Below are 22,477 nucleotides of genomic sequence, written 5' to 3' on the forward strand. Positions count from 1 at the left end.
GAGCGGCACCCGTGTCCGACCTCCCGACGCCGCCCCGGATGCGCTCCCGGCGTCCGCCGCGCCGGACGCTCTCGCCGGACGCGATCGTCGACGCCGCGATGGCCGTGTTGGACGAAGGCGGCGTCGACTCCCTGAGCATGCGCGCCGTCGCCGACCAGCTCGGCACCGGCCCGTCCTCCTTGTACGCCCACTTCGCGGGCAAGGACGAGCTCCTCGCCGCGATGATCGACCGGATCGCCGGCAACCTCCCCATCGCCGAGATCGGGGCCGGCCCCTGGCAGGAGCAGCTCAAGGCCGCGATCCGAGGCATCCGCTCAGAGCTCGCCGCCCACCGCGACCTCGCGTTGGCGGCTCTGGGCAACGTCCCCACCGGCCCCAACGCCCTGCGCTGGGTCGACGGACTGCTGGGAGTCCTGCGCGACGCGGGCCTTCCCGACCAAGTCATCGCCTACGCCGTCGACATCCTCCCCCTGTACGCGAACGCCACCGCGTTCGAGGAGTCCCTCTACCGCGCCAAGGACGACCCGGGCATGAGCGACCAGTACATCGCGGAGCTGCGGCAGTACTTCGCCTCGCTGCCCGCGGACCGGTTCCCGCACGTGGTCGCGATGGCGGTCCCGCTGACGTCGGAGGCCGAGCCGGACGCGCGCTTCGAGTTCGGGCTCGACGCGCTGGTCCGGGGGATCGAGACGATGCGGGGGTAGGCCGTTCTCGGTGGGCTGGCGGTGTGGTGCGTCTTGTGGCCGGGTCTAAGGGAGACCGACAGTTACAGATCGTGGTACTGGACACCCCTATCCGCTCTCGGCTGCCGTGATCGGCCTGAGGAACGTCCATCTGCACTCCGAAGGGGGTGGCCTACGTTTCGCCCCTGTACGGGGGCGGAACGTCGAACACCCCCACGAGCGCGCCAACTCGAACCGTGCGGTTTCGGGCGAGAAGCGCCACCATGGCCGAAAGCGACCACAACCGATCTCGCACGGTCTCCGTGGACCGTAACTTGACGGTCTCCCTGCACGGCGCGGCGAGTCAGCACGGCCAAGCGCCACGGCGGGCGGCGGCACGACCGATCAGGCCGGGGCGCAGCAGCGACCCCCTCCCTCAGTGCTTAGAGGTGTTCAGCGCACGACCAGGCCGACGCACCAACAAACGCCCGATCCAACAAGGGCGGACTAAGACAGAGCGAAACCCGCCGGGAACGGGTCGGAGTCGTCCAGCAGGTACTGGCTCATCCCCGTCACCCACGCGCGGCCGGTGATCGTCGGCACGACGGCCGGGACGCCGGCGACGGACGTCTCCTCCACCAGGCGCCCCGTGAAGCGGGTGCCGATGACGGACTGGTTGACGAAGGGCGTGTCCAGAGCCAACTCGCCTCGCGCGTGCAACTGCGCCATCCGGGCGGAGGTCCCCGTGCCGCACGGGGAGCGGTCGAGCCAGCCCGGGTGGATCGAGGTCGCGGCGACGGCGTCGGCGCCGTCGCGGCCCGGTTCGTAGAAGACGACGTGGTGGCAGCCGTTGATCCGCGGGTCGCCCGGGTGGACGGGGCGGTCGGCCGCGTTGATCGCCGCCATCACCGCCAGGCCCTTCTCGATCAGCGCGGCGTTGTTGGCCGGGTCGACGACCAGGCCCGCGTCGGCGGCCGGCGTGAGCGCGTAGAAGTTGCCGCCGAAGGCCATGTCGTACTTCACGACCCCGAGGCCGGGGACGTCGACGATCTGGTCGCGGGTGTGCAGGAACGACGGGACGTTGCGGATCGTGACGGCGGTCGCCCGCCCGTTCTCGACCGCCACGCGCGCCTCGACCAGACCGGCGGGGACGTCGAGCCGGATCACGGTCTCGGGCTCGGTCACCTCGACCATCCCGGTCTCGACGAGCACCGTCGCGACGCCGATCGTGCCGTGCCCGCACATCGGCAGCAGCCCGCTGACCTCGATGAAGAGCACGCCCCAGTCGGCGTCGTCGCGGGTCGGGGGCTGCAGGATCGCCCCCGACATCGCGCCGTGGCCGCGGGGCTCGCGCATCAGCAGGAGCCGGAGGTCGTCCATGTGCGCCTCGAAGTGCAGCTTGCGCTCGAGCATCGTGGCGCCGGGCACGGGGCCGAAACCGCCGGTCACGACGCGGGTCGGCATCCCCTCCGTGTGGGAGTCGACGGCGGTGAAGTAGCGGCGAGCCCTCACGCCACCGCCGGCTCGCGCAGAATCGCGAGCGCGTCCTCCAGCGCGGCGATCTCGTCGGCCTTGAGCGGCAGGCGCGGCGCGCGCGTCGGGCCGCCGGTGAAGCCGACGGCGTCCTGGGCGGCCTTGAAGTACTGGACGAGCTTGGAGGTCATGTCGAAGCGGGCCACGGGCAGCAGACGACGGTACACGGCGCGGGCCGTCGGCAGATCGCCGGCCTGGATCGAGTCGAACAGCTCGACGCACTCGACCGGGGCGAGCACCCCCACGCCGGTGATCCAGCCGATCGCGCCGGCGGCCAGGCCCTCGAGCGCCCAGTCGTCGCCACCCACGACCACTTCGAGATCGCCCTCGAGGTGCAGCAGGGCGGGGATCCGGCGCGTGTCGCCCGAGCACTCCTTGATCGCGATCACGCCGTCCACCGACTCGTAGATGCGCGCGATCAGCGACGCCGGCAGGTCGACGCCCGAGGCCTCGGGGTTGTTGTAGGCCATGACCGGCAGGCCGCACGTGGCCAACTCGGCATAGAAGGCCACGACCTCGTCGTCGTCGGCGCGGTAGCCGAGCGGCGGCAGCGACATCACGTACTGCGCGCCCGCGGCCTTGCCGTCGAGCGCGTACTCGAGCGACTGACGGGCGGACCCCGAGGACACGCCGACCGTGACCGGCACGCGCCCCGCGGCGGCCTCGACCACCGAACGGACCACCAGCGCGCGCTCGGCGCGTGTCAGGGAGCCGGCCTCGCCCATCGTGCCGGTGGCGACGAAGCCGTGCACGCCGGCCTCGATCAGCTTCTCGACGTTCTCCTTCAGCGCCGGGACGTCGACCTCATCGGCGGCGGTGAACGGGGTGGTGACGGCGGGGATGATGCCTTCGAAGGCCATGGCTATGACAGCTCCATGTAGGCGCGGACGCGGTTGATGTGCTGGACGGAGTAGAAGGAAGCGGCCTCGGCGTCGCCCGCGACGATCGCCTCGTAGATCATGCGGTGCTCGGCGACGTGGATGCGGGTCCGGCCGGGCTGAGCGATCGAGTCGTCACGCAGCCGCTGCCAGAGCGGCTCATCCATCAGCGACGCGACGTGATCGGCGAACGCGAGCAGGACCGGGTTGCCGGTCATGGCCGCGAGCTGGCGGTGGAAGAGGCGGTCGGAGGCGTTCCAGATGGCGATGTCCACCGGCTCGACCTCCATCGCGGCCATCAGCTTCTCCGCGAGATCATCGGCCTGCGCGCGGGCCGCGGCCAACCGGGCGACCGCGGGCTCCAGCGCCAACCGGGCCTCCAACACCGCTGACGGCGACGCGTCGTGCGGCGGCTCCGACGGCGGGAGCCCGACGACGAACGTCCCCGCGCCGTGGCGGGTCTCGACCACGCCCTGCAGCGCCAGCGAGGCCAGCGCCTCACGCACCGAGGCGCGGCTCACCTCGAGTGTGCGCGCGAGCTCGCGCTCGGACGGCAGACGCTCACCCGGCGCGAGCACACCCGAGCGGATGTCGTCCGCCAAGCGCTCGGCGATCTGCTCGTAGCGCTGAAGCAGGCGGAAAGTGGTTCGATCAGAGGACGTCATAGCGATCAACTGGTCTGGTGACAGTACCACATGACGATCGGCTATGACAAGTACGTGGCAGCTTTGCGCCGGGTGGGGGTGCTGGTTGGAACTGTGCTGGTCGCGGTGGCGATCGGTCACGTCTTCCTGGTCTCCACCACCGGCGACGAGTCGTTCGCGAGCGCGGTCAGTTCCACCCCGGGCTACATGCGCGACGTGTTCGTGCACTTCGACCTCGGCGACACCGACGGCCGCCGCTGCGGTAAGCCGGACAGCCTGCACCCGGGTGGTCCGTTGTGTGCGTCCTACAGCCCCGGCTCGGTCGCGCACCTGCTCGTCGACCGCGTGCAGGTGGACGTCCTCCTGCTGACGGTCGGCGCGTTCCTGGGCCTGCTGATCGGCGTCGCCGGCGGGCGCTTCTGCGCCACCCACCCAGGGACGCGGCGCGCGCGCGTCCTGCACGTCGCGACCGCGTTCCAGCTCGCCGCGCCCGTGTTCTTCCAGGCGCTGCTGGTGATCTTCTACTTCTCCTCGAACGTCAGCGAGTTCATCCGCCTCCCGTTCATCTCCGGCCAGGGCCAATACGTGCCCGTGCAGCAGGACCCGATCCAGTTCCTGCAGGCGATGTGGGTCCCATGGCTGCTGATCGCCTTCCCGCTGGCGGCCTTGCTCCTGCGCATCACCGAGGCCTCGCTGCGCGACGACCTGCAGGAGGACTTCATCCGCACCGCCCGCGCCAAGGGCGTCCCCGAGCGCCGCGTCATCAACCACCACGCCCTCCCCGTCGCGGGGCCCGCGATCGCCGCGATGACCGGCGTGAACGTCTCGACGATGCTGATCAACGTCGCGGTGATCGAGGTCGTCTACGGCATCCCCGGGCTCTTCCGCGTGATCAACAACGCGGTCCACGACCCGGCGGACATCGCCGTCCTGCAGGCCCTGGTACTCGAGGGCGTGGTGCTGATCGTCGTCGCCAACGCGCTCGTGGACGTGGTCCACTACCTGCTCGATCCGCGCGTGCGCGGCTGATCAGGCGGGCGCGGGCGAGCGGCCCGGCTGGCGCAACTCGATCCCGGCTCGACCCAAGAGCCCGGTCGCGCGCTTGACGTAGAGCGCCCCGCCGCGCAGCGCGACCGCACGCACCGGATCCCACCGGAACCCGTACTGGCGCCGGACGTCGCCGGGCAGCCAGCCGATCGTGATCTGGTTGACCAGTTCGACCAGCGGCCGATGGCGCAGCGGGACGGGCGGGCTCATGACGATGTCGATCGCGAGCTCGCGCGCCGCCGGCGTGACGTACAGCTCCCCGCCGGAGTACATGTCGTGCATGTAGTCGCGGAAGTCGTCGATGTCGCGCGGCATGTCGCCCTCGCGCAGGCCGAACTGCCGCCCGACGACGCGGTAGTCGGCCCACAGCGAGTCCAGCTCGTCGTGTGAGAGCGATCGCACATAGCGGCCGTAGACGAGCATCGCCGACTCGGCCAGCGCGGCGAGGATCCACAGCAGGAGCTTGGGGTCGTCGGCGCGGTAGGGCGTCCCCGCCGCGAACGGGCCGGCGGCCTCGGCCAGCTCGCCCGAGACCGTCCGGTGCATCGCTCGCACCCGCGCCGTCAGCCGGTCGGCGTGCGCCTTGGTGTCGAACGCGATCGCGTCGAGCACGGTCGCGGTGCGGCGCAGACGCGCGTACGGATCGTCCAGCGCGCCGGTGTGGGCGAAGAAGCCGGCGAAGGCAACCGGGTGCGCGGCCATCACCAGCAGGGCACGCGGACCGCTCAGCCCGGTGAGCCGATGACCCACGACCTGCCGTAGAAGCGAGTGATCGTCGAAGTAGTGCTCCATCTGCTGTTAGTACGGTGATAGGGGATATGCCGGCTCAGGCCTATGCAGGGAAAGAGTGTGTCTGCCAGTACCGGCGCGGGATCTGCGACCAGACCTGCGTGCGCGACATGCTGGACACACCGTTTTACATCGCGTGCCTCAAGCTCACGGGGCGGCGCTGCGTCGTCGTGGGCGGAGGCGAGATCGGCCTCGAGAAGGTCGAGGGCCTGCTGGCGTGCGACGGCAAGGTCGTCTTGATCGCGCCCGAGGCCGAGCCGGAGCTCGAGAAGTTGGCGTCCGAGGGCTCGATCGAGTGGATTCGCCGCGAGTACGCGACCGGTGACCTCGAGGCGACGTTCATCGCGATCGCCGCGACCAACGACACCGACGTGAACATCGCCGTCTACGAGGACGCGGAGCGCCGCGCGATGCTCGTCAACGTGGTGGACGTCCCGCCGCTGTGCAATTTCATCCTGCCGGCGATCGTGCGCACCGGCCCGCTCGCGATCGCGATCTCGACCGCCGGCGCCTCGCCCGCGCTGGCCAAGCGGATCAAGGCGCAGATCGCGCAGGAGTTCGGGGAGCCCTACGCGCGGCTCGCCGTGCTGCTCAACGAGGTCCGCGGGTGGGCGAAGGGCACGCTGCCCACCTACCAGGACCGAAAGGCCTTCTTCGAGGGGATCGTCAACGGCGACCCCGATCCGGTCCAGCTGCTGCGCGCGGGTGACGAGGCTGCGGTGCGCGCCTTGATCGCCGCTGCCCAGCGGGCACACGAACCGGCCACCGCGTAGGCTCTCACGCCATCCGCGCCGCGATCCTCACCGTCTCCACGTCCGTCTCGCGCCGCGAGAACGAGGACCTCTCAGGCCCCAAGCTGGCCGCCGCCGCCGAGGACGCCGGCTGCGAGATCGCGGCGATGGAGGTCGTTCCCGACGACTTCGCGCTGATCGAGGACCGGCTCCGTCACTTCGTCGGTGAGAACATCGACCTGGTCTTCACGACCGGCGGCACAGGCTTCACCCCGAACGACATCACGCCCGAGGCGACCCGCGCCGTGATCGAGCGCGACGCGCCCGGCTTCGCGGAGGCGATGCGCGCCGAGGGCCTCAAGCACACGCCGCTCGGCATCCTCACCCGCGGCGTGTCGGGCATCGCCGACCGCACGCTGATCGTCAACTTCCCGGGCTCGCCGAAGTCGATCGATCAGCTCTTCCCGGTGCTCGCGCCGACGCTCAAGCACGTGGTGCGGACCCTCAGCGGGGACTCGTCGCACCATGAGAGCGATCGAACTGGCTGACGTCGGGCGGGCGTACGGCGAGCGGGTCGCGCTCGCCGGGGTCACCCTGAACGTCGAGGAGGGCGAGACGCTGGCGGTCTTCGGCTCCAACGGAGCGGGCAAGACGACGCTGCTGCGGATCCTGGCCACGCTGCTGCGGCCCCACCGGGGTGTGGCGCGGGTCTTCGGGCGCGAGCTGCCGAAGGAGGGCTGGGCGGTGCGCGGCCAGATCGGCTTCCTCGGCCACGAGCCGCTGCTCTACCGCGACCTGACCGCCCGCGAGAACCTGCGCTTCCACGCCCGCCTGCACGACGTCGCGTTCGCCCGCGTGGACGAGCTGCTGGACGCGGTGGGGCTGAAGGTGCGCGCGGACGACCCGGTGCACACGTTCTCCCGCGGGATGCTCCAGCGCACGGCGGTCTGCCGCGCGCTGCTGCACTCGCCGAAGCTGCTCCTGCTCGACGAGCCGCTCGCGGGTCTCGACCCGGGCGCGGCGGAACTGGTCGCGGCGCTGATCGGCGACGGGACGCGGGTGCTGATCTCCCACGACGTCGAGCACGGGCTCGCGCAGGCGGACCTCGTCCTCGGTCTGAGGGGCGGGCGGGTGGCGTTCTGCGAGCGCGACGTGTCGCCGGCCGACGTGCGGGCGCTGTACGCATGAGGCGCGCCGTCGGAGCGTTGATCCGCAAGGACCTGCAGCTCGAGCTGCGCAGCCGCGAGTCGGTGCCGGCGATGGTGCTCTTCTCTTTGAGCACGTTCGTGCTCTTCCACTTCGCGCTGGACCAGACGGAGGTCAGCGGCGGTCTGGCGGCCGGGATCTTGTGGGTGACGCTGCTGTTCGCGGCGATCCTCGGGATCAACCGGCTGTTCGTGGCCGAGCGCGAGGAGGGCGGGTTCGACGGCTTCCTGCTGGCGCCGGTCGACCGCACCGCGATGTTCGTGGCCAAGGCGACAGTGCTGTTCGTGTTCCTGGCGCTGGTCGAGGTGTTCGTCATCGCCGCCTTCGCGATCCTCCTGCTGGGCCCTTCGCCGTGGCCCGGACTGCCCTCGCTGATCCTCGTGCTGGCGCTGGCCGACGTGGGGATCGCGGTGATCGGCACGCTGGTCGCCGGGCTCGCGATCCAGACCCGCGCCCGCGACCTTCTGGTCCCTTTGCTGGCACTTCCCCTCTCCGTCCCCCTGGTGATCGCGGGGGCGCGGGCGTGCGAGCCGCTGCTCACCGCCGGAGGCGCCGGGGCGGTGGAGGCGCGTTGGCTGGGCGTCCTCGGTCTCTATGATCTGGTCTTCGGGCTGCTCGCCTACGCGATCTTCGACTTCCTGCTGGAGGAATGACGCTGTGTTCGGCCGGGGTCTGAAGACCCTCTCGCTCCTCACCGTCGCGCTGCTGGTCGGCGCGTTCGCTCTCGTGTTCTTCTACGCGCCCAACGACGCGGACCAGGGCTTCATCCAGAAGATCTTCTACCTGCACGTGCCGCTGGCGATCGTCGCCCTGTTCGGCTTCGTGGCGGGCGGGATCTACGGGATCCGCTACCTGCGAACCGGCGATCGGATGCACGACCTGCGCTCCTACGTCGCGATCCACCTGTCGCTGATCCTCGCCGTCGGGGCGCTGGTCACCGGGTCGATCTGGGCCAAGGCCTCCTGGGGCGTCTGGTGGACGTGGGACGAGCCGACGCTGGTGAGCTTCCTGATCGTCTTCCTGCTGTACGCCTGCTACCAGCCGCTGCGGTTCTCGATCGAGGATCCCGAGCGCCAGGCGCGCTACGCCGCGGTCTTCTCGGTCATCGCGGGCGCGTTCGTGCCGTTGAACTTCATGGCGGTGCGGATGGCGCAGTCGCTCGTGCACCCGCGCGTGCTCTCGACGACCGGCGGCTCGATGCCCGGCTCGATGCGGCTGACGTTCCTGGTCTCGCTGATCGGGATGGCGCTGCTGTTCGTGACGCTCTGGAAGTACGAGCTCGCGTCCAAGAGCACGACGTTCAAGCTGCGGGCGCTCAAGCGCAAGCTCGCGGGCGAGGACGAGGTCTGGGTCGGCAACCCGCGCCGTTCTGCGGCGCCCACGCTCTGATGCCCGCGCTCCCCCTCGACGAGGCCGGCAAGTACGTCGCGGCCGCCTACCTGGTGTTCCTGGCCCTGATCCTCATCTACGTCGCGATCATGGCGGGCAGGCTGTCGCGCATCGAGAAGGATCTGCAAGAGGTCACCGAGCTGCTCGAGCGGCGGACCGAAGACGATCGGGAGCCGGTCGCTTCTTGAGCGAGCTGCTCGTCCTCGGGGCGTCGCACAAGACCGCGCCGCTGGCCGTGCGCGAGCGGCTGGCGCTGCTCGACGGGCAGGTCGAGCCGTTCCTGCGCGAGCTGATGGCGCGGCCGGGGATCACCGAGGCGGTGGTCTTGTCGACCTGCAACCGGACCGAGCTCTACGTCGTGGGCGAGGATCCCGAGATCGCGCGGGCCGCGCTGCCGGCCGACGTCGCGCTGTACTCCGAGCGCAACTGCGACGCCGCCCGGCACCTGTACCGCGTGGTCTCCGGCCTGGACTCGATGGTCGTGGGCGAGGCGGAGATCCAGGGTCAGGTCAAGCGGGCCTACGAGCGGGCGCTGGCCGCGCACACGACCGGGCCGATGACGAACAAGCTGTTCCGCGCGGCGCTGGCCACGGGCAAGCGGGTGCGGACGGAGACGTCGATCTCGTCGGGGAACGCGTCGGTCGCTTCGGTGGCGGTCGAGTCCGCGCGGGCGCTCGTGGGTGAGCTCGCCGCACGGCACGTCTTGATCGTCGGGGCGGGCGAGAACTCCGAGGCCGTCGCGAACGCCTTCCACTTCCACGGGGTCACGACGATGTTCGTGGCCAACCGGCGCCGCGACCGGGCGATCGCGCTGGCGCAGCGGTTCGGCGGGTCGTCGGGCTCGTTCGACGCGCTGCCGGACGAGCTGCTGCGCGCGGACGTCGTCGTCTCCTCGACCGCGTCGCCGCACGCGATCATCGGCCCCGAGGAGCTGGCGTTCGTGATGGAGGAGCGCGGCGGGCGGCCGCTGCTGATGATCGACCTGGCCGTGCCGCGCGATATCGATCACGCGTGCGGCGCGTTGGACGGCGTGACGCTTCTGGACATGGACGCGCTGCAGGCGCAGGTGCGCGGGCATCTGGGCGTCCGGCGGGCCGAGGCGGTGCAGGCCGAGGCGATCGTCGAGGACGAGATCCAGGCGTTCGCGGGCTGGCTCGGCCGGTTGGAGGTCCTCCCGACGCTGACCGCCCTGCGCGAGCGCGGGGACGCGATCGTCGACGGGCTGCTCGCGGAGAACGCCTCTCGCTGGGAGTCGCTGTCGGAGCGTGACGCCGCGCGGGTCGAGGCGATGGCGCGCGCCGTGGTCAAGCGGCTCCTGCACGAGCCGACCGCCCGGGTGCGCGACCTGGACGCGACGGACCGCCACGCGCGGCTCTCGCTGCTGCGGGAGCTGTTCGGCCTCGAAGAGGCGGCTGCGGCCGACGCCGACGAAGCCGCCGAAGTCCGCCGGCTCCACGGGTGAGCGTTCTCCGTCTCGGAACCCGAGGCAGCGCGTTGGCGCTGGCTCAGGCGGGTGAGGTCGCGCGGCTGCTCGGCGGCGATGTCGAGATCGTGCGGATCACGACCGCGGGCGACGTCGACCGCGCGCGCGGCGACAAGTCCCGCTGGGTGGGGGCGCTGGAGGCGGCGCTGCTGGGCGGCGAGATCGACCTCGCGATCCATTCGGCCAAGGACGTCCCGGGCGAGCTCGCCCCGGGCACCGTGATCGCCGCGACGCCGCGGCGCGCGGAGCCGTTCGACGTGCTGGTCGGCGAGGCCGGGCTGGATTCGGTGCGCGAGGGCGCGCGGGTCGGGACGAGCGCGTTGCGCCGCCGCGCGCAGCTGCTCGCCGTCCGGCCGGACCTCGAGGTCACGGAGCTGCGCGGGAACGTCGACACGCGGCTGGCCAAGCGGGTGGCGGGCGAGGTGGATGTGTTGGTGCTGGCCGCGGCGGGGCTGGAGCGGTTGGGACGGCGCCGTGAGGCGGGCGCGCTGCTGTTCGACGGCGTCTTCGTGCCCGCTCCGGGCCAGGGCGTGATCGCGATCCAGGCGCGGGCGGGCTCGGCCGCCGCCTCGGAGGCGCTGCGCGCCGACCACGCCGCCACGCACGCGGCGCTGGACGCCGAGCGCCACGTGGCGCGCGAGCTCGAGGCCAGCTGCCACACGCCGATCGGCGTCCTCGCTTCGCGCGACGGAGTCCGCGCGTTCGTCGGACTGCCGGACGGCTCCGAGTACCTCTTCGAGACCGCGTCCACCGCCGAGGGCCTCGCGAAGCGCCTGCTGGACGCCGGCGCCGCCGACCTCCTCGCAAACCTAAAGGGGCCTGACCCCTTTATGTTGCGGCGGTCGTCGTGACGGTCTACCTCGTCGGTGCGGGGCCGGGCGATCCCGGCCTGCTGACGGTGCGGGCGCGCGAGCTGATCGACGCCGCCGACGTCATCTTGTACGACCGGCTGATCCCGCCGGGTGTCCTGGACGGGGTGAGCGCGGAGCTCGTCTACGTCGGCAAGCAGGGCGGCGGGCCGCAGATGCCGCAGGAGGAGATCGACCGGTTGCTCGTCGAGTACGGGACCGGCGGCCGGAGCGTCGTGCGCTTGAAGGGCGGCGACCCGTTCGTGTTCGGCCGCGGCGGCGAGGAGGCGCTCGTCCTGCGCGAGGCGGGCATCCCGTACGAGGTGGTGCCGGGCGTGACCGCGGGGATCGCCGCGCCGGCGTACGCCGGGATTCCGGTCACGCACCGCGAGCTGGCGTCGGGGGTCGCGTTCGTCACCGGCCACGAGAACCTGTCCAAGCCCGAGACGGCGCTCGACTGGCCCGCTTTGGCCGCGTTCCCCGGAACATTGGTCTTCTACATGGGCGTGAAGGCGCTCCCGCGGATCGCCTCTCAGCTGATCGCCGGTGGGCGCCCGGCTTCGCAGCCGGTCGCGGTCGTCGAGCGCGGGACGCTGGAGGGCCAGAAGACCGTGCTCTCGACGCTGGCCGAGATCGGCTCGGTCGAGGGCATCCGCGCCCCGGCGATCACGCTCGTCGGCGACGTCGCGGCGCTGCGCGAGCAGATCGCCTGGCTCGAGACGCGCCCCTTGCACGGCCGCACGGTCGCGGTCACGCGGGCGCGGGCGCAGGCCTCTGCCTTGGCGGGGCGGCTGCGCGCGCTCGGCGCCTCGGTCGTCGAAGCGCCCGCGATCCGCACGCAGGCCTTGCCGGTCGACCTCCCCGACGTCGGCTCGTACGACCTGCTGTGCGTGACGTCGCCGACGGGCGCCGACGAGTTGTTCCGGCACCTGCGCGACGCCCGCGATCTCGCCGGCGTGACGGTGGCCGCGATCGGCCCCGGCACCGCGCGCGCCTTGCGGGCCCGCGGGATCGAGGCCGACATCGTGCCGGCGCGGGCCGTCGCCGAGGGGCTCGTTGAGGCGCTCGACGCCCACGCGGCCGCGCGCGGCGACGCGCCCGACACCGCCGCCGCGGCCGCCCTTCCCGACCCCGCCGCGGCCACTTCTTCCGACCCCGCCGCGGCCGCTCCGCGCGACGCCGCGCCCGCGTTCCCCCGCGTCCTCGTCGCCCGCGCGGCCGAGGGCCGCGACACGCTGATCGAGGCGTTGCGCGAGCGCGGCTCGCAGGTCGACGTCCTCGCCCTCTACGAGACCGTCCCGGAGCCGCTGGACGACGCGACGCGCAAGGCGGCGGAGGGCGCGGACTACCTGCTCTTCACGTCCGGGTCGAGCGCGCGGTTCTTCGCCGCGGCGGGTGGTTCGCTGGACGGACCACGGCTCGTATCGATCGGGCCGGCGACGAGCGCCGAGCTGCGCGGGCTCGGCTGGGAGCCGGACATCGAGGCCGATCCCCACACGCCGGACGGTCTGGTGGCCGCGCTGCTCGCGGACGCCGTAACGTCTGCGGCATGAGCCTCGGAGAACCCCGCGAGCACCACGAGACGATCGGGTCGACCAACCAGCGCGCGCGCGAGCTGGCCGAGGAGGGCGCCGCGCACGGCACCTTGGTCACAGCGGACGAGCAGACCGCGGGTCGCGGCCGTCAGGGGCGCACGTGGGAGACGCCCGCCGGGGTCGCGATCGCGGCTTCGCTGGTCCTGCGCGACTTCGACGAACTGCTCCCGCTCCGCGCCGGCCTCGCGGTGGCCGACGTCGCCGGCCCGGGGTCGCTGGTCAAGTGGCCCAATGACGTCTGGATCGACGGCAAAAAGGTGGCGGGAATCCTCGTCGAGGCGCGCGACGACTGGGCGGTGCTCGGCATCGGTGTCAACGTCGCGCTCGACCCGGCCACGCTCCCGCCCGACGTGGCGGCGATCGCGGGCACGCTCGGCCGCGACCCGTCGGAGATCGAGTCGACGCTGAGCGAGTTGCTGGAGCGCCTCGGGCATCGTCTGACCGCGGGCAAGGACGCGACGCTCGCCGAGTTGCGCGCACGCGACGCGCTCCTCGGCCGCGCCGTGCAATGGGACGGCGGACACGGCGAAGGCGCGGGCATCGACGACGGCGGCGCCCTCATCGTCCGCCGCGACGACGGGACGACGACGACGCTCAACGCCGGCGAAGTCACCCTCACAACCTGACGCCGCCCTCCGTTGGGAGGGCAAGGACCTCGAACTGCACGGCCGTGTGGCCGTCGTCTCCGGTGCCTCCAAGGGCATCGGCCTCGCGATCGGGAGCACGCTGGCCGCCGAAGGGATGACGGTCGTGAGGCCTCGCGTACCGCGCCTGACCTCGACGTCGACCACGTCGGCGGTCCGCCGCCCGCACCGTCGCGGGCTGGACGGGATCGGACGCCGACAGCGTCGTGGCGACGCTCGCCCCGGCGCAGATGCAGCTCACGACCGGGCGGTTCGTCACGCCCCAGGAGATCGCCGACGCGGTCGCGCTGCTCGCGTCCCCCCGCTCGGCGAGCACGACCGGCGCCGAGTGGGTGGTCGACGGCGGGATACTCAAGGCCTTGTGGCTTCGATCACGCTCAGGCCGGCGGGCGAGCCGGTCGGGACGATCCGCGTCACGTTCAGGCCGGCTGCGGCCAACAGGGCGCTGAACTCGGCCTCGCTGCGTTCGCGGGTGCCGAACAGGAGCAGCATGTGCAGGTCCATGCGGATCGCGAACGGGAGGTCGCTCGCCCGCTCCGGGACGATCGCGTCGACGACGAGCACACGCCCGTGCGACGGCAGCGCCTCGCGGATCACCGTGAGGATGCGCCGCGCGGGCTCGTCGTCCCAGTCGTGCAGGATGCGCGAGAGCAGATAGGCGTCCGCGCCCGCCGGGACGCGGTCGAAGAAGTCCCCCGCGACGCACGTCGCGCGGTCACCGAGGGACTCGCGCGCTGTCGCGACCGTGTCCGCACGGTCGACGAGGGTCGCGCGCAGCGGCCAGCGGTCGAGGATCGCCCGCAGCAGGATGCCCCGCCCGCCGCCGACGTCGATCAGCGTCTCGAACGCGCCGAAGTCGTACGCATCCACGACCGCGCTCGCCTCGGTCTCGGCGCGGCCGGCCATCGAGGCGGCGAAGGCCGCGTCATCGGCCGGCGCACCGTCGAGGTGGGCGAAGAACGACGTGCCGTTGACGCGCTCGAAGGCGACCCCGCCCTCGCGAACGGCATCCAGTAGGCCGCCGGCGGCCGAGTAGTAGACCTGACCGCGGCCGCGTGCCATGCCCGCGAGCGGTTCCAGCTGCTCGCCGATCGGCGTGAGCGCGAACCGTCCGTCGTGTTCGGAGACGACGCCCTCGATCGCGAGGCCGCGCAGCACGCGGGTGAGTGCCGCGGGATCGGCGCCGACGGCCTCAGCCAGCTCGGCGCCGGTGCGCGGGCCCTCTGCGAGGACCCGCGCCACACCCAGCTCCTCCGCGACGTAGAGCAGCTGCGTCACGACGTAGCCGTCCAACAAGCGGAGGAGCTGCCATTGCGGTTCTATGCGGTCAATCTACGGGGTGGTCGTCGACAGCGTGAACGTCAGCGTCTTCGAGTACGCGCCGGTGCGCAGGGCGTCGGTCGCGCTGATGTGCTGCTTGAAGGTGATCGTCACCGGGTCGTTGGACGCCGGGGCGGTCCAGGCCGACTTCGAGAACGAGACCTGCAGCGCGGACGGGAGCGAGAACGTCCCGTTCGTCAGGTGGCCGGGGTCCGAGACCGAGAGGGCCGCGTCGCCGGCGGTGGAGATGACGTTGGCGGCCGTGGACGCCGTGTAGTCCTTGTCGACGCCCGGCGTGAAGGCGCCGAAGCTCGCGTTCTGGCCGACCGTGAGCGCCAGGGTGGCCGGAACGGAGCCGCCGACGCCGGCGTTGACGCACGGCGAGACGTTGGCGACATCGCCCTTGTCGACCATGACCTTGGTCGTGCCGAGCAGCGTGCCGTCGGCGGCGGTGCAGGTCAGCGTGTAGCTCTCGGCGTAGAAGCCGCGCGGGCCGGCGTGCACGCCGTCGGCCTCGTAGGCCGGGACGGGACGCACGGACGGGTTGACGTCCCACTTGAACGCGCCGGTCGCGGGGACCTTCAGCGAGGACTCGATGTGGGTCGGGATCGCCTGCGGCGGCGTCGACGGGCCGGGGTTGGGATTGGCACCGCCGCCTTGGGTGTTGCCGATCTGCACGGGCGCGGTGTAGAGGTTGAAGTCCTTCGTGATCTTCAGCGTCGCGCCCGGGACGGCGGTGCCGGTGATCTGCGAGTGCGCGCCGGCGATCGACGCGTAGACCAGGTTCAGCCAGATCGCGTCGCGGACCGGGTGACCCTGGAAGCGAGCGGTCTGCGCGGCGGTCGAGTTCGGGCCGGCGGTGCCGGTGTAATCGGGCGTCGTGCACTGCTGGTACGGCGGCAGCGCCTGCGGGCAGCCGGCGCCGGAGCCGACGAGCTCGAGCGTGTTGGCGATGCCGCGGGTCGCGTAGTAGGACCAGTCGACGGTCTCGCCGGAGGTCTCGTAGTCGTGCGCGGAGTCGCGGACGTTGGTGTAGCCGTCGTTGGTCGCCTTGCCCATGGCCACGGCGAGGTCGCGGTAGCCGTTGTTGAGGTCCGGCGTCTGGCCGGCGAAGACCTCGAGGCCCGGGTAGAAGACCGCGCGCGAGTTCGTGTGCTGCGTGACCAGCGTCACGACCTGGTTCTTGAGCACGATGTCCATCGTGTTCTTGACCTCGGGCTCGGAGCCCGGGCCGCTGCCGCGCTGCGTCAGCGAGACGCCGATGTTCGAGCCCCAGCCGAACGGATAGTTGCGGTTGAGGTCGACGCCGGAGGGCGAGCACGTCGCGGGCGGGACGATCAGCGTGACCGGGCCGCAGCTCGCGCGGCGCGGGGACGCGTTGCCGGCGGCGTTCTTGAAGGCGTGGCCGTCCGGGTTGGTCAGCGGCAGGTCGATCAGGCGGACCTTGTCCAGCAGCGCGGCGACCTTCGGGTTCGTCTTCGCCTGCAGCAGGACGTCGTAGGCGAACTCGAGGCTGTCCTCGGCACCGGCCGTCTCATTGCCGTGGATCCCGCCCATGTTGAAGAACACGGGCTTGCCGTCGCCGACCGCGGCGGCGTTGTTCGTGATCTCGACGTACTTGATCGTGCGGCCCTGCACGCTCTTGAACGGAGCTTCCTTGACCACGACCTGGTTCGGGTACGCGACGGCGAGCGCGTCGAGCTCGGTGTTGAACTCGTCGGTCGTCCGGTACGTGGTGCGGCCGCTGGGCATGCCCGTGAGCGTCCCGATACCGAGATCTTTGAGCTGGGCGACGGCCTGATCGACGATCGGGTCGGCCTGCGCGATCGACGGCACCGCACACGCACCGATCACCACCGCCGCCAGCATTCCTGCTGCGCGCTTCATCCTTGGGGACCCCCTCTGAACATGGAACTTGCCCTCCTCCGACCGGCGACCCTATGGATTGGCCGGGGGCGGGTCAATCGCCCGGCCGTGGAGGTTTATCCTCGTTCGTATGCTCTGGGCCTTCCTGCCGATCGCGGCGCTGGTGACGATCACCCCGGGAGCGGCCACCGCGATGGTCATCCGCAGCGCGATGCGCGGCGGCTGGACGGCCGGGTTGCGCACGATCGCGGGCAACTCGATCGGCGTCGTCGCATGGGCGCTGCTGTCGATCGCGGGGATCTCCGCCCTGGTCGCGGCCTCCGAGGTCGCGTTCATCGCCCTGAAGGTGACAGGCGCGCTGGTGCTGGTCTGGCTCGGCATCCAGTCGTTCCGGCGCGCCGGCTCCGCCGTGGTCGAGCTCGAGCCGCGGCGCGCACGGGCGTTCCGCGACGGCCTGATCACCTCGCTCGCGAACCCCAAGCTCGCGGTCTTCTTCGTCGCCCTGTTCCCGCAGTTCGTGGGCGCACGGGGCGACGTGCTCCCGACCACGCTGGCGATGGCGGCGATGATCGTCTGCCTGGACTTCGTCTGGTACTCGACGCTGGCGATCCTGGCGAGCCGCGCCAAGGCCGGCTTCATGGCCTCGCGGGCGGGTCGCTGGATGGAGCGCGTGACCGGGAGCGTGCTGATCGCGCTCGGCGTGCGCGTCGCGCTGGACTAGCTGCTGTCGACGCGCGCCTGCAGGCGGCGCATGCCGGCGAGCCAGCGGTCGTAGTCGGCCGCCTTGCGCCGGAAGAACTCGAGCACCTCGGGGTGCGGCAGGATCAGGAACCGCTCCCCGGCGATGCCTTCGACGACCGCCTGCGCGACCTCATCGGGCTCGAGCACGGGCGCGGCCGCCGCGACGACGCGGAACCCGAGGCTGTCGGTCCCGCCGAGGCCGTCGGTCAGCAGCGGCGTATTGACGCCCATCGGGCACAGGCAGCTGACGCCGACCCCGCGGGCGCCGTAGGTGATGCTCAGCCACTCGGCGAACGCGACCGCCGCGTGCTTGGTGACCGCGTAGGGCGCCGAGCCGATCTGGCTGGCGATGCCCGCGGCCGACGCCGTCGTGAGGAAGTAGCCGCTGCCGCGCTCCAGCCAGCCGGGCAGCAGGCGCTCCGCGGCGGTGATGTGGGCGCGCACGTTGACGTTGAACGCCAGGTCCCACTCGGCAAGCGTGGCCAGGTTCAGGCCGACGGCGACCCCCGCGTTGGCGCAGAACAGGTCGACCGGGCCGAACGATTGCTCGGCGGCGGAGATCACGACCTCGGCGTGGCGCGGGTCGGTGACGTCGCAGCCGATCGCGATCGCGTTGTCCAGGTCGGTCGCGACGTCGGTCGCGCCCTCCTGGTCGAGATCGGCGACGACGATCCCCTTCGCGCCCTCGTCGGCGAACCGGTACGCGAGCGCGCGCCCGATCCCGGACGCGCCGCCGGTGATCACCACGACCTTGCCGGCGAGGTCCATGGCGCTTAGGCCGCGGCGTCCTCGAGGGCGCGGGCGGCCGGCTTCTTCGCGCGCGGCTTCGCCTTGGCCTTCGGTTTGGCGGCCGCCTTGGGCTTGGCCTTCGCGGCCGCCTTCGGCTTCGCCTTGGCTGCGGGCTTCGCCTTGGCTGCGGGCTTGGCCTTGGCGGCGGCCTTCGGCTTCGCGGCCGCCTTGGGCTTCGCGGCCGGCTTCGCCTTGGCGGCGGGCTTCGGCTTCGCTGCAGCCTTGGGCTTCGCCGCGGCCTTGGGCTTCGCGGCCGCGCTGGGCTTCGCCTTGGCGGCCGCCTTCGGCTTCGCCGCGGGCTTCGGCTTGGCCGCGGCCTTCGCCGCCGGCTTCGGTGTGGCCGCGGGCTTCGCCTTGGGTGCGGCCGCCTTGGCCTTCGGCGCGGACGCGGGCGAGACGATCCCGGGCGCGAGATCGTCGAGCGCGCGCGTGGCGCGCGGCTTCGCCTTCGGCTTGGCCTTCGCGGTCGGTGCGGCGACGCCCGGCGCGAGTGCGTCGGCCGCCGGCTTCGGCTTGGCCTTGGCGCGGGGCTTCGCGGGCGCCTCGAGCGAGGGCGCGGCCGCGGCCGGCTTGCGCGTCGCGCGGGTCGGACCTTCGAGCACGGCGGTGCCGGGCGACTCGAGCGGCGGCGTCTTGGCCGCCGGCTTGCGCCGCCGCGACGGCGCCTCGACCACAGCGATCCCCGGCGCGTCCAGCGGCGGCAACGGCGCGGCCGGCCGCTTGCGGGCAGCGGGCTTCGCCTCCACGACGTCGAGCGTGAGCTGCGACGCCTCGGCGGCGGGCTTGCGCCGAGCACGAGTCTTCGCGGCCGGCTTGACGACCTCGACGACCTCGACCTCCGCGGCGGGCTTGCGGCGACGACGCGACGGGGTGGCGGCAGCCTCAGCGGCCTGCGCGGCCTCAGCGACGGCCCCGGCGGGCTGGGCGGCCGGCTTGCGGCGACGGGACGTGGTCGGCGCGGCCTCGGCGTCGGGCGACGCGGCCGGCGCGACGTCGGCAGGCTGCGCGGCCGGCTTGCGGCGACGGGACGTGGTCGGCGCGGACTCGGCGTCGGACGGCGAGACCGGCGCGACGTCGGCGGGCCGAGCGGCCGGCTTGCGGCGACGGGACGTGGTCGGCGCGGCCTCGGCGTCGGGCGACGCGGCCGGCGCGACGTCGGCAGGCTGCGCGGCCGGCTTGCGGCGACGGGACGTGGTCGGCGCGGACTCGGCGTCGGACGGCGAGACCGGCGCGACGTCGGCAGGCTGAGCGGCCGGCTTGCGGCGACGGGACGTGGTCGGCGCGGACCCGGCGTCGGGCGACGCGGCCGGCGCGACGTCGGCGGGCTGGGCGGCCGGCTTGCGACGACGGCGCGAACCGGCCGGAGCGTCGGCGGTCTCGGCGACTGCCGGTTCGGCCGCGGCCGGCTGGGCCTGCGCCGCGGGCGTGCGGCGGCGGCGCGACGACGTCGGTTCCGCGGACTCGGTCGCCGGGGTGGCCTCGGCCACGCCCTCGGGCGTCTGCGCGGCGGGCTTGCGGCGGCGGCGCGAACGGGTCGGCGCTTCGGAGGACTCGGAGTTCGCGGCGACGGTCGGCTCGGCCGCGGCCGGCTTGCGGCGGCGGGAACGTGCCGACGGGTTCGGCGTCGCGTCTTCGGTCTCGCCCTCGGCGGCCTGCTCGGCCGGACGCTTGCGGGCGCGGCCGCGGCGGGACGACGACGGTGCCGCCTCCGGGTCGGAGTCGACGGCGCGGCGTCGGCGCGACCGGCGCGAGCGCGTCGGGGCGGCCTCGGTTTCCTCTTCGCCTTCGGTGTCCTCGGTGCCCTCGAGCTCCAGCTCGAGATCGTCGTCCAGGACGGCGCCGTTCTCGACGCCCACCAGCACGGCGTCCGGAGCCGCCGCGTCCCCGGCGCCCTTGCGGCGCCGGCGGCGCTTGGTCTTGCCACGGCCCTTCGGGAAGTTGCGCAGCAGCTCCCGCGCCAGGGCGGCGGGCTTGCGGGACATCCGCGTACGGGCGCCGTTGATGACCTCGCCCGCCTCGGCGGTGTGGGGGATCGCGGCAGCCAGCAACGCGGCCGAGAGCCGCCGGTCCTGCAACCGCGCCTGATGGACCAGGCGGCGAGCGTTGCGCGCGTGGGCCCCGCCGGAAGAGTTCACGAGCAGGCCCAGGAGCCGCTTGGTCTCCGGCCAGCGCTGGACCGCGTACTCCTCGTGGACCTCGCGGGTCATGTTCGCGCAGCGCCAGATCCAGTTGTTCGCCTGGTCGCGGCGGCCGATCTTCTTCTCGGCCAGCGCCTGCAGGACGACCTTGACGCCCTCGCGCTTGTCGTCGCGCGGCCAGGACTCGACGAAGTCCAACGCCCGGTCGAACGCCTCGGCGTCGCGGCCGGAAGCGATCTCCTGCAGCGCGCGCAGACGCAGCTGCGGGTTCTTGTTGCGGTCGACCGCGGTGATCAGGAAGGTGCGCTTGAGCTCGCCGCCCTGGTCGAAGTGGAGCATCGCCCGCGCCCGGCGCCAGCCGGTCGGCGCGACCCGCGCACCCGCCAGCGCCGCCCACTGGACCTGCTCGCCGTAGTCCAGGTGCTCGACGGCGATCCGCCAGAGCTCGCGCTCGAAGACCTCGATCCGCCGGTTCTCGTCGGCCGTGACCGGCAGGACGCGGCGCTCGACGCGCAGACGGCGGCCACGGCCGCGGCGGACCGGGCCGACGACGATCGCGCCGCCGCGGTAGACGTCGCGGTCGAGCAGCGAGTGCAGCGTGACGACCGGGTCGTCGTGCTTGGTCGCGGGATGGACGAAGTCGACGACGATGCCCGCTTCCTTGCCCAGCTGACGGCGCGTGACGCGGCCGACGCGCTGCTGGTAGATGCGCTTGGAGGCGGTCGGCGCGAGGTGCATGCAGACCGTGGCGCGCGGCGAGTTCCAGCCCTCGGCCAGCAGCTGGGCGTTGACGAGGACGTCGATGTCGCCGCGCTCGTAGCGGGCGAGGATCTGCGCCAGCTCGCGCTTGGGCGTCTCGCCCGAGACGGCCTGCGCCCGCATGCCGACGTCGCGGAACGCCTGCGCGACGTTGTAGGCGTGCCGGACGCCCGCGGCGTAGACGACGCCCGGGACGCCGTTGAAGCGGGTCTTGTAGAGGTCGGCGATCGCCAGGTTGAACGGCAGCTGGTCGAGCAGCTGGGCCAGCATCTCCTGGTCGAACTCGGTGTCCACCTCGCCGCGGCGCAACGGCACCTTGGCGATCGTGCGGACACCCGGACCCGGCGGGATGCGGACGCAGCGCAGCGGCGAGATGACGCCGCGGCGCGCGGCCTGCGCGAGGTCGAAGCGCGAGGTCTGGGTCGGGAAGAGGTCCGTGACGTGGCGGGCGATCAGCGCGCCCGTGGCCGTCATGCCGACGAAGACCGGGCCGGTCCAGGCGCGGATCGCCGCTGACGTCTTCTCGCCGAGCGCGGTGTGCGCCTCGTCGCAGATGACGATCGAGTAGGCGTCGGAGATGTTGCCCGCGTTGCGGACGAACCACTGGTACGTCTCGACCGTGACGGGACCGTTCGGCGTGTCCTCGTGCCCGAGCAGCGCCGGGGCGATGCGCTTGGCATACCCGCGGTCGCGCAGCTCGCCGTGGAACTGGTCGACCAGGTTGCGGCGGTGGGTGAGGATCAGGATGCCGCCGGTGCGCGACGCCTCGACGAAGCCGACCGCGGCGACGGTCTTGCCGGCGCCGGTCGCGTGCTCGAACCAGAAGCGCTTGCCCGCGTTCGGGTCCTCCGGGGCCTCGGCGATGTCCTCCGCCTCGGCCTCGTCCGGCGTCCACTGCTCCTCGGGCGCCTCTTCCTCGTCGTCGTCCTCGTCCTCGTCGTCGTCATCCGGCGGCGGAGGCGGCTCGTCGGCGTCGAGCACCGGCTCGGCGACGGGGGCGGACGGACCGTCGCCGTTCTTGAGCCGGTCGGCGAGCAGCGCGGTCAGCGTGCCGGAGAGCGCGTCGACCTGGTGGGCGGAGAGCACCGTCCCGTCGACCAGGTGCGGCTCCTCCTGCGAGAGCAACCGCTCCAGGCCCAAAAGCAGCGACCACTGGCGGCGCCAGTGGGGGGACGGGACCCGGGCGCCGCTCTCGAGCTCCTCGAGCGCGGAGTCCAGGGCGCGTCGCCGCGGCGTGCCCGGTGCGAGCGCCGATGCGGCGTCCTCCCCTTCGGTCAGGAAGGGCTCACGGGCGAATGCCGACGCGCGGTCGATCTCTTCGATTGAAGGAAGCGTGGCCGGGTCGGCCACTGGCGTGGTCTCAGCCAAAGAAGACGGCTCGAAAAGTGGCGGTAGCAGCGGCAGCCGGTTGACGC

22 protein-coding genes are annotated in these 22,477 nt (G+C 72.5%); 14 read left to right on the forward strand and 8 right to left on the reverse strand.

Translation table 11 applies throughout. The annotated features are described in order from the left end of the window. Positions 1–11: 11 nt before the first annotated feature. Positions 12–704 carry a TetR/AcrR family transcriptional regulator gene (locus tag G569_RS0117885; protein WP_028064418.1) on the forward strand — a complete coding sequence of 231 codons (693 nt, stop codon included), beginning with the start codon at positions 12–14 and terminating at the stop codon, positions 702–704. Between the two features lie 465 nt (positions 705–1,169). Here the strand turns inward: G569_RS0117885 and G569_RS0117890 are convergent, their stop codons facing one another. Genes G569_RS0117890 through G569_RS0117900 form a run of 3 tightly spaced genes read right to left on the reverse strand, consistent with a single transcriptional unit; the run spans position 1,170 to position 3,738 of the window. Beyond that, the gene (locus tag G569_RS0117890) at positions 1,170–2,174 is read right to left on the reverse strand and encodes a proline racemase family protein (protein WP_028064419.1); all 1,005 of its coding nucleotides are present in this window, start codon (positions 2,172–2,174) and stop codon (positions 1,170–1,172) included. Beyond that, the gene (locus G569_RS0117895; protein WP_028064420.1) at positions 2,171–3,055 is read right to left on the reverse strand and encodes a dihydrodipicolinate synthase family protein; all 885 of its coding nucleotides are present in this window, start codon (positions 3,053–3,055) and stop codon (positions 2,171–2,173) included. The genes G569_RS0117890 and G569_RS0117895 overlap by 4 nt, the downstream gene beginning before the upstream one ends. A gap of 2 nt (positions 3,056–3,057) precedes the next feature. Next, positions 3,058–3,738, reverse strand: a complete 681-nt coding sequence (locus G569_RS0117900; RefSeq protein ID WP_037497444.1) for a FadR/GntR family transcriptional regulator — start codon at positions 3,736–3,738, stop codon at positions 3,058–3,060. A gap of 30 nt (positions 3,739–3,768) precedes the next feature. Between G569_RS0117900 and G569_RS0117905 the strand changes: the two genes are divergently transcribed. Further along, positions 3,769–4,746, forward strand: coding sequence for an ABC transporter permease (locus G569_RS0117905; RefSeq protein ID WP_028064422.1), 978 nt, complete (start codon positions 3,769–3,771; stop codon positions 4,744–4,746). On the opposite strand, the gene G569_RS58285 is transcribed toward G569_RS0117905, so the two are convergent. After that, the gene (locus G569_RS58285) at positions 4,747–5,556 is read right to left on the reverse strand and encodes an oxygenase MpaB family protein (RefSeq protein WP_053226552.1); all 810 of its coding nucleotides are present in this window, start codon (positions 5,554–5,556) and stop codon (positions 4,747–4,749) included. Positions 5,557–5,663: 107 nt separating this feature from the next. Here G569_RS58285 and G569_RS0117915 point away from each other — a divergent pair, with 107 nt between their 5' ends. From G569_RS0117915 to G569_RS66405, 11 genes are all read left to right on the forward strand, one after another. Then, complete coding sequence (locus G569_RS0117915; RefSeq protein ID WP_037497446.1) at positions 5,664–6,326, forward strand: precorrin-2 dehydrogenase/sirohydrochlorin ferrochelatase family protein; 663 nt, start codon at positions 5,664–5,666, stop codon at positions 6,324–6,326. 23 nt (positions 6,327–6,349) lie between these two features. Then, on the forward strand, positions 6,350–6,832 hold the full coding sequence (locus G569_RS0117920; RefSeq protein ID WP_245602513.1) for a MogA/MoaB family molybdenum cofactor biosynthesis protein: 483 nt from the start codon (positions 6,350–6,352) through the stop codon (positions 6,830–6,832). After that, positions 6,810–7,472, forward strand: a complete 663-nt coding sequence (locus G569_RS49460) for an ABC transporter ATP-binding protein (protein ID WP_037497448.1) — start codon at positions 6,810–6,812, stop codon at positions 7,470–7,472. The genes G569_RS0117920 and G569_RS49460 overlap by 23 nt, the downstream gene beginning before the upstream one ends. Continuing rightward, a complete protein-coding gene (locus tag G569_RS0117930) occupies positions 7,469–8,143 on the forward strand; it encodes a heme exporter protein CcmB (RefSeq protein WP_028064425.1) in 675 nt (224 codons plus the stop codon). Before G569_RS49460 ends, G569_RS0117930 begins: the two co-directional genes overlap by 4 nt. 4 nt (positions 8,144–8,147) lie before the next feature. Beyond that, positions 8,148–8,879 carry a cytochrome c biogenesis protein gene (locus G569_RS49465; protein WP_028064426.1) on the forward strand — a complete coding sequence of 244 codons (732 nt, stop codon included), beginning with the start codon at positions 8,148–8,150 and terminating at the stop codon, positions 8,877–8,879. Beyond that, the gene (locus G569_RS0117940; RefSeq protein WP_028064427.1) at positions 8,879–9,067 is read left to right on the forward strand and encodes a hypothetical protein; all 189 of its coding nucleotides are present in this window, start codon (positions 8,879–8,881) and stop codon (positions 9,065–9,067) included. Before G569_RS49465 ends, G569_RS0117940 begins: the two co-directional genes overlap by 1 nt. Beyond that, on the forward strand, positions 9,064–10,341 hold the full coding sequence (gene hemA / locus G569_RS0117945) for a glutamyl-tRNA reductase (protein WP_028064428.1): 1,278 nt from the start codon (positions 9,064–9,066) through the stop codon (positions 10,339–10,341). The genes G569_RS0117940 and hemA overlap by 4 nt, the downstream gene beginning before the upstream one ends. Then, complete coding sequence (gene hemC, locus G569_RS49470) at positions 10,338–11,213, forward strand: hydroxymethylbilane synthase (RefSeq protein WP_064750390.1); 876 nt, start codon at positions 10,338–10,340, stop codon at positions 11,211–11,213. Before hemA ends, hemC begins: the two co-directional genes overlap by 4 nt. Continuing rightward, positions 11,210–12,763, forward strand: a complete 1,554-nt coding sequence (gene cobA / locus G569_RS0117955) for a uroporphyrinogen-III C-methyltransferase (protein ID WP_028064429.1) — start codon at positions 11,210–11,212, stop codon at positions 12,761–12,763. Before hemC ends, cobA begins: the two co-directional genes overlap by 4 nt. Beyond that, positions 12,760–13,431 carry a biotin--[acetyl-CoA-carboxylase] ligase gene (locus G569_RS49475; RefSeq protein WP_053226556.1) on the forward strand — a complete coding sequence of 224 codons (672 nt, stop codon included), beginning with the start codon at positions 12,760–12,762 and terminating at the stop codon, positions 13,429–13,431. Before cobA ends, G569_RS49475 begins: the two co-directional genes overlap by 4 nt. A gap of 224 nt (positions 13,432–13,655) precedes the next feature. Further along, complete coding sequence (locus G569_RS66405; protein WP_157592120.1) at positions 13,656–13,898, forward strand: SDR family oxidoreductase; 243 nt, start codon at positions 13,656–13,658, stop codon at positions 13,896–13,898. On the opposite strand, the gene G569_RS0117970 is transcribed toward G569_RS66405, so the two are convergent. Further along, positions 13,801–14,742, reverse strand: a complete 942-nt coding sequence (locus tag G569_RS0117970; protein ID WP_053226558.1) for a methyltransferase — start codon at positions 14,740–14,742, stop codon at positions 13,801–13,803. The two genes, G569_RS66405 and G569_RS0117970, sit on opposite strands and share 98 nt — an antisense overlap. A gap of 39 nt (positions 14,743–14,781) precedes the next feature. Then, on the reverse strand, positions 14,782–16,656 hold the full coding sequence (locus tag G569_RS0117975) for a M14 family zinc carboxypeptidase (RefSeq protein WP_084285145.1): 1,875 nt from the start codon (positions 16,654–16,656) through the stop codon (positions 14,782–14,784). Positions 16,657–16,765: 109 nt separating this feature from the next. On the opposite strand from G569_RS0117975, the gene G569_RS0117980 reads away from it, so the two are divergent. Further along, on the forward strand, positions 16,766–17,356 hold the full coding sequence (locus G569_RS0117980) for a LysE family translocator (protein WP_037497450.1): 591 nt from the start codon (positions 16,766–16,768) through the stop codon (positions 17,354–17,356). Here G569_RS0117980 and G569_RS0117985 read toward each other — a convergent pair. Then, positions 17,353–18,144 (reverse strand): SDR family oxidoreductase, encoded by a 792-nt coding sequence (locus G569_RS0117985; protein WP_028064434.1) that lies wholly within the window; start codon positions 18,142–18,144, stop codon positions 17,353–17,355. The genes G569_RS0117980 and G569_RS0117985 overlap by 4 nt on opposite strands. Before the next feature lie 5 nt (positions 18,145–18,149). Beyond that, on the reverse strand, positions 18,150–22,430 hold the full coding sequence (locus G569_RS65995) for a DEAD/DEAH box helicase (RefSeq protein WP_157592121.1): 4,281 nt from the start codon (positions 22,428–22,430) through the stop codon (positions 18,150–18,152). Between the last annotated feature and the right edge of the window lie 47 nt (positions 22,431–22,477).

It is taken from the genome of Solirubrobacter soli DSM 22325 (assembly GCF_000423665.1).
Classification (GTDB): domain Bacteria; phylum Actinomycetota; class Thermoleophilia; order Solirubrobacterales; family Solirubrobacteraceae; genus Solirubrobacter; species Solirubrobacter soli.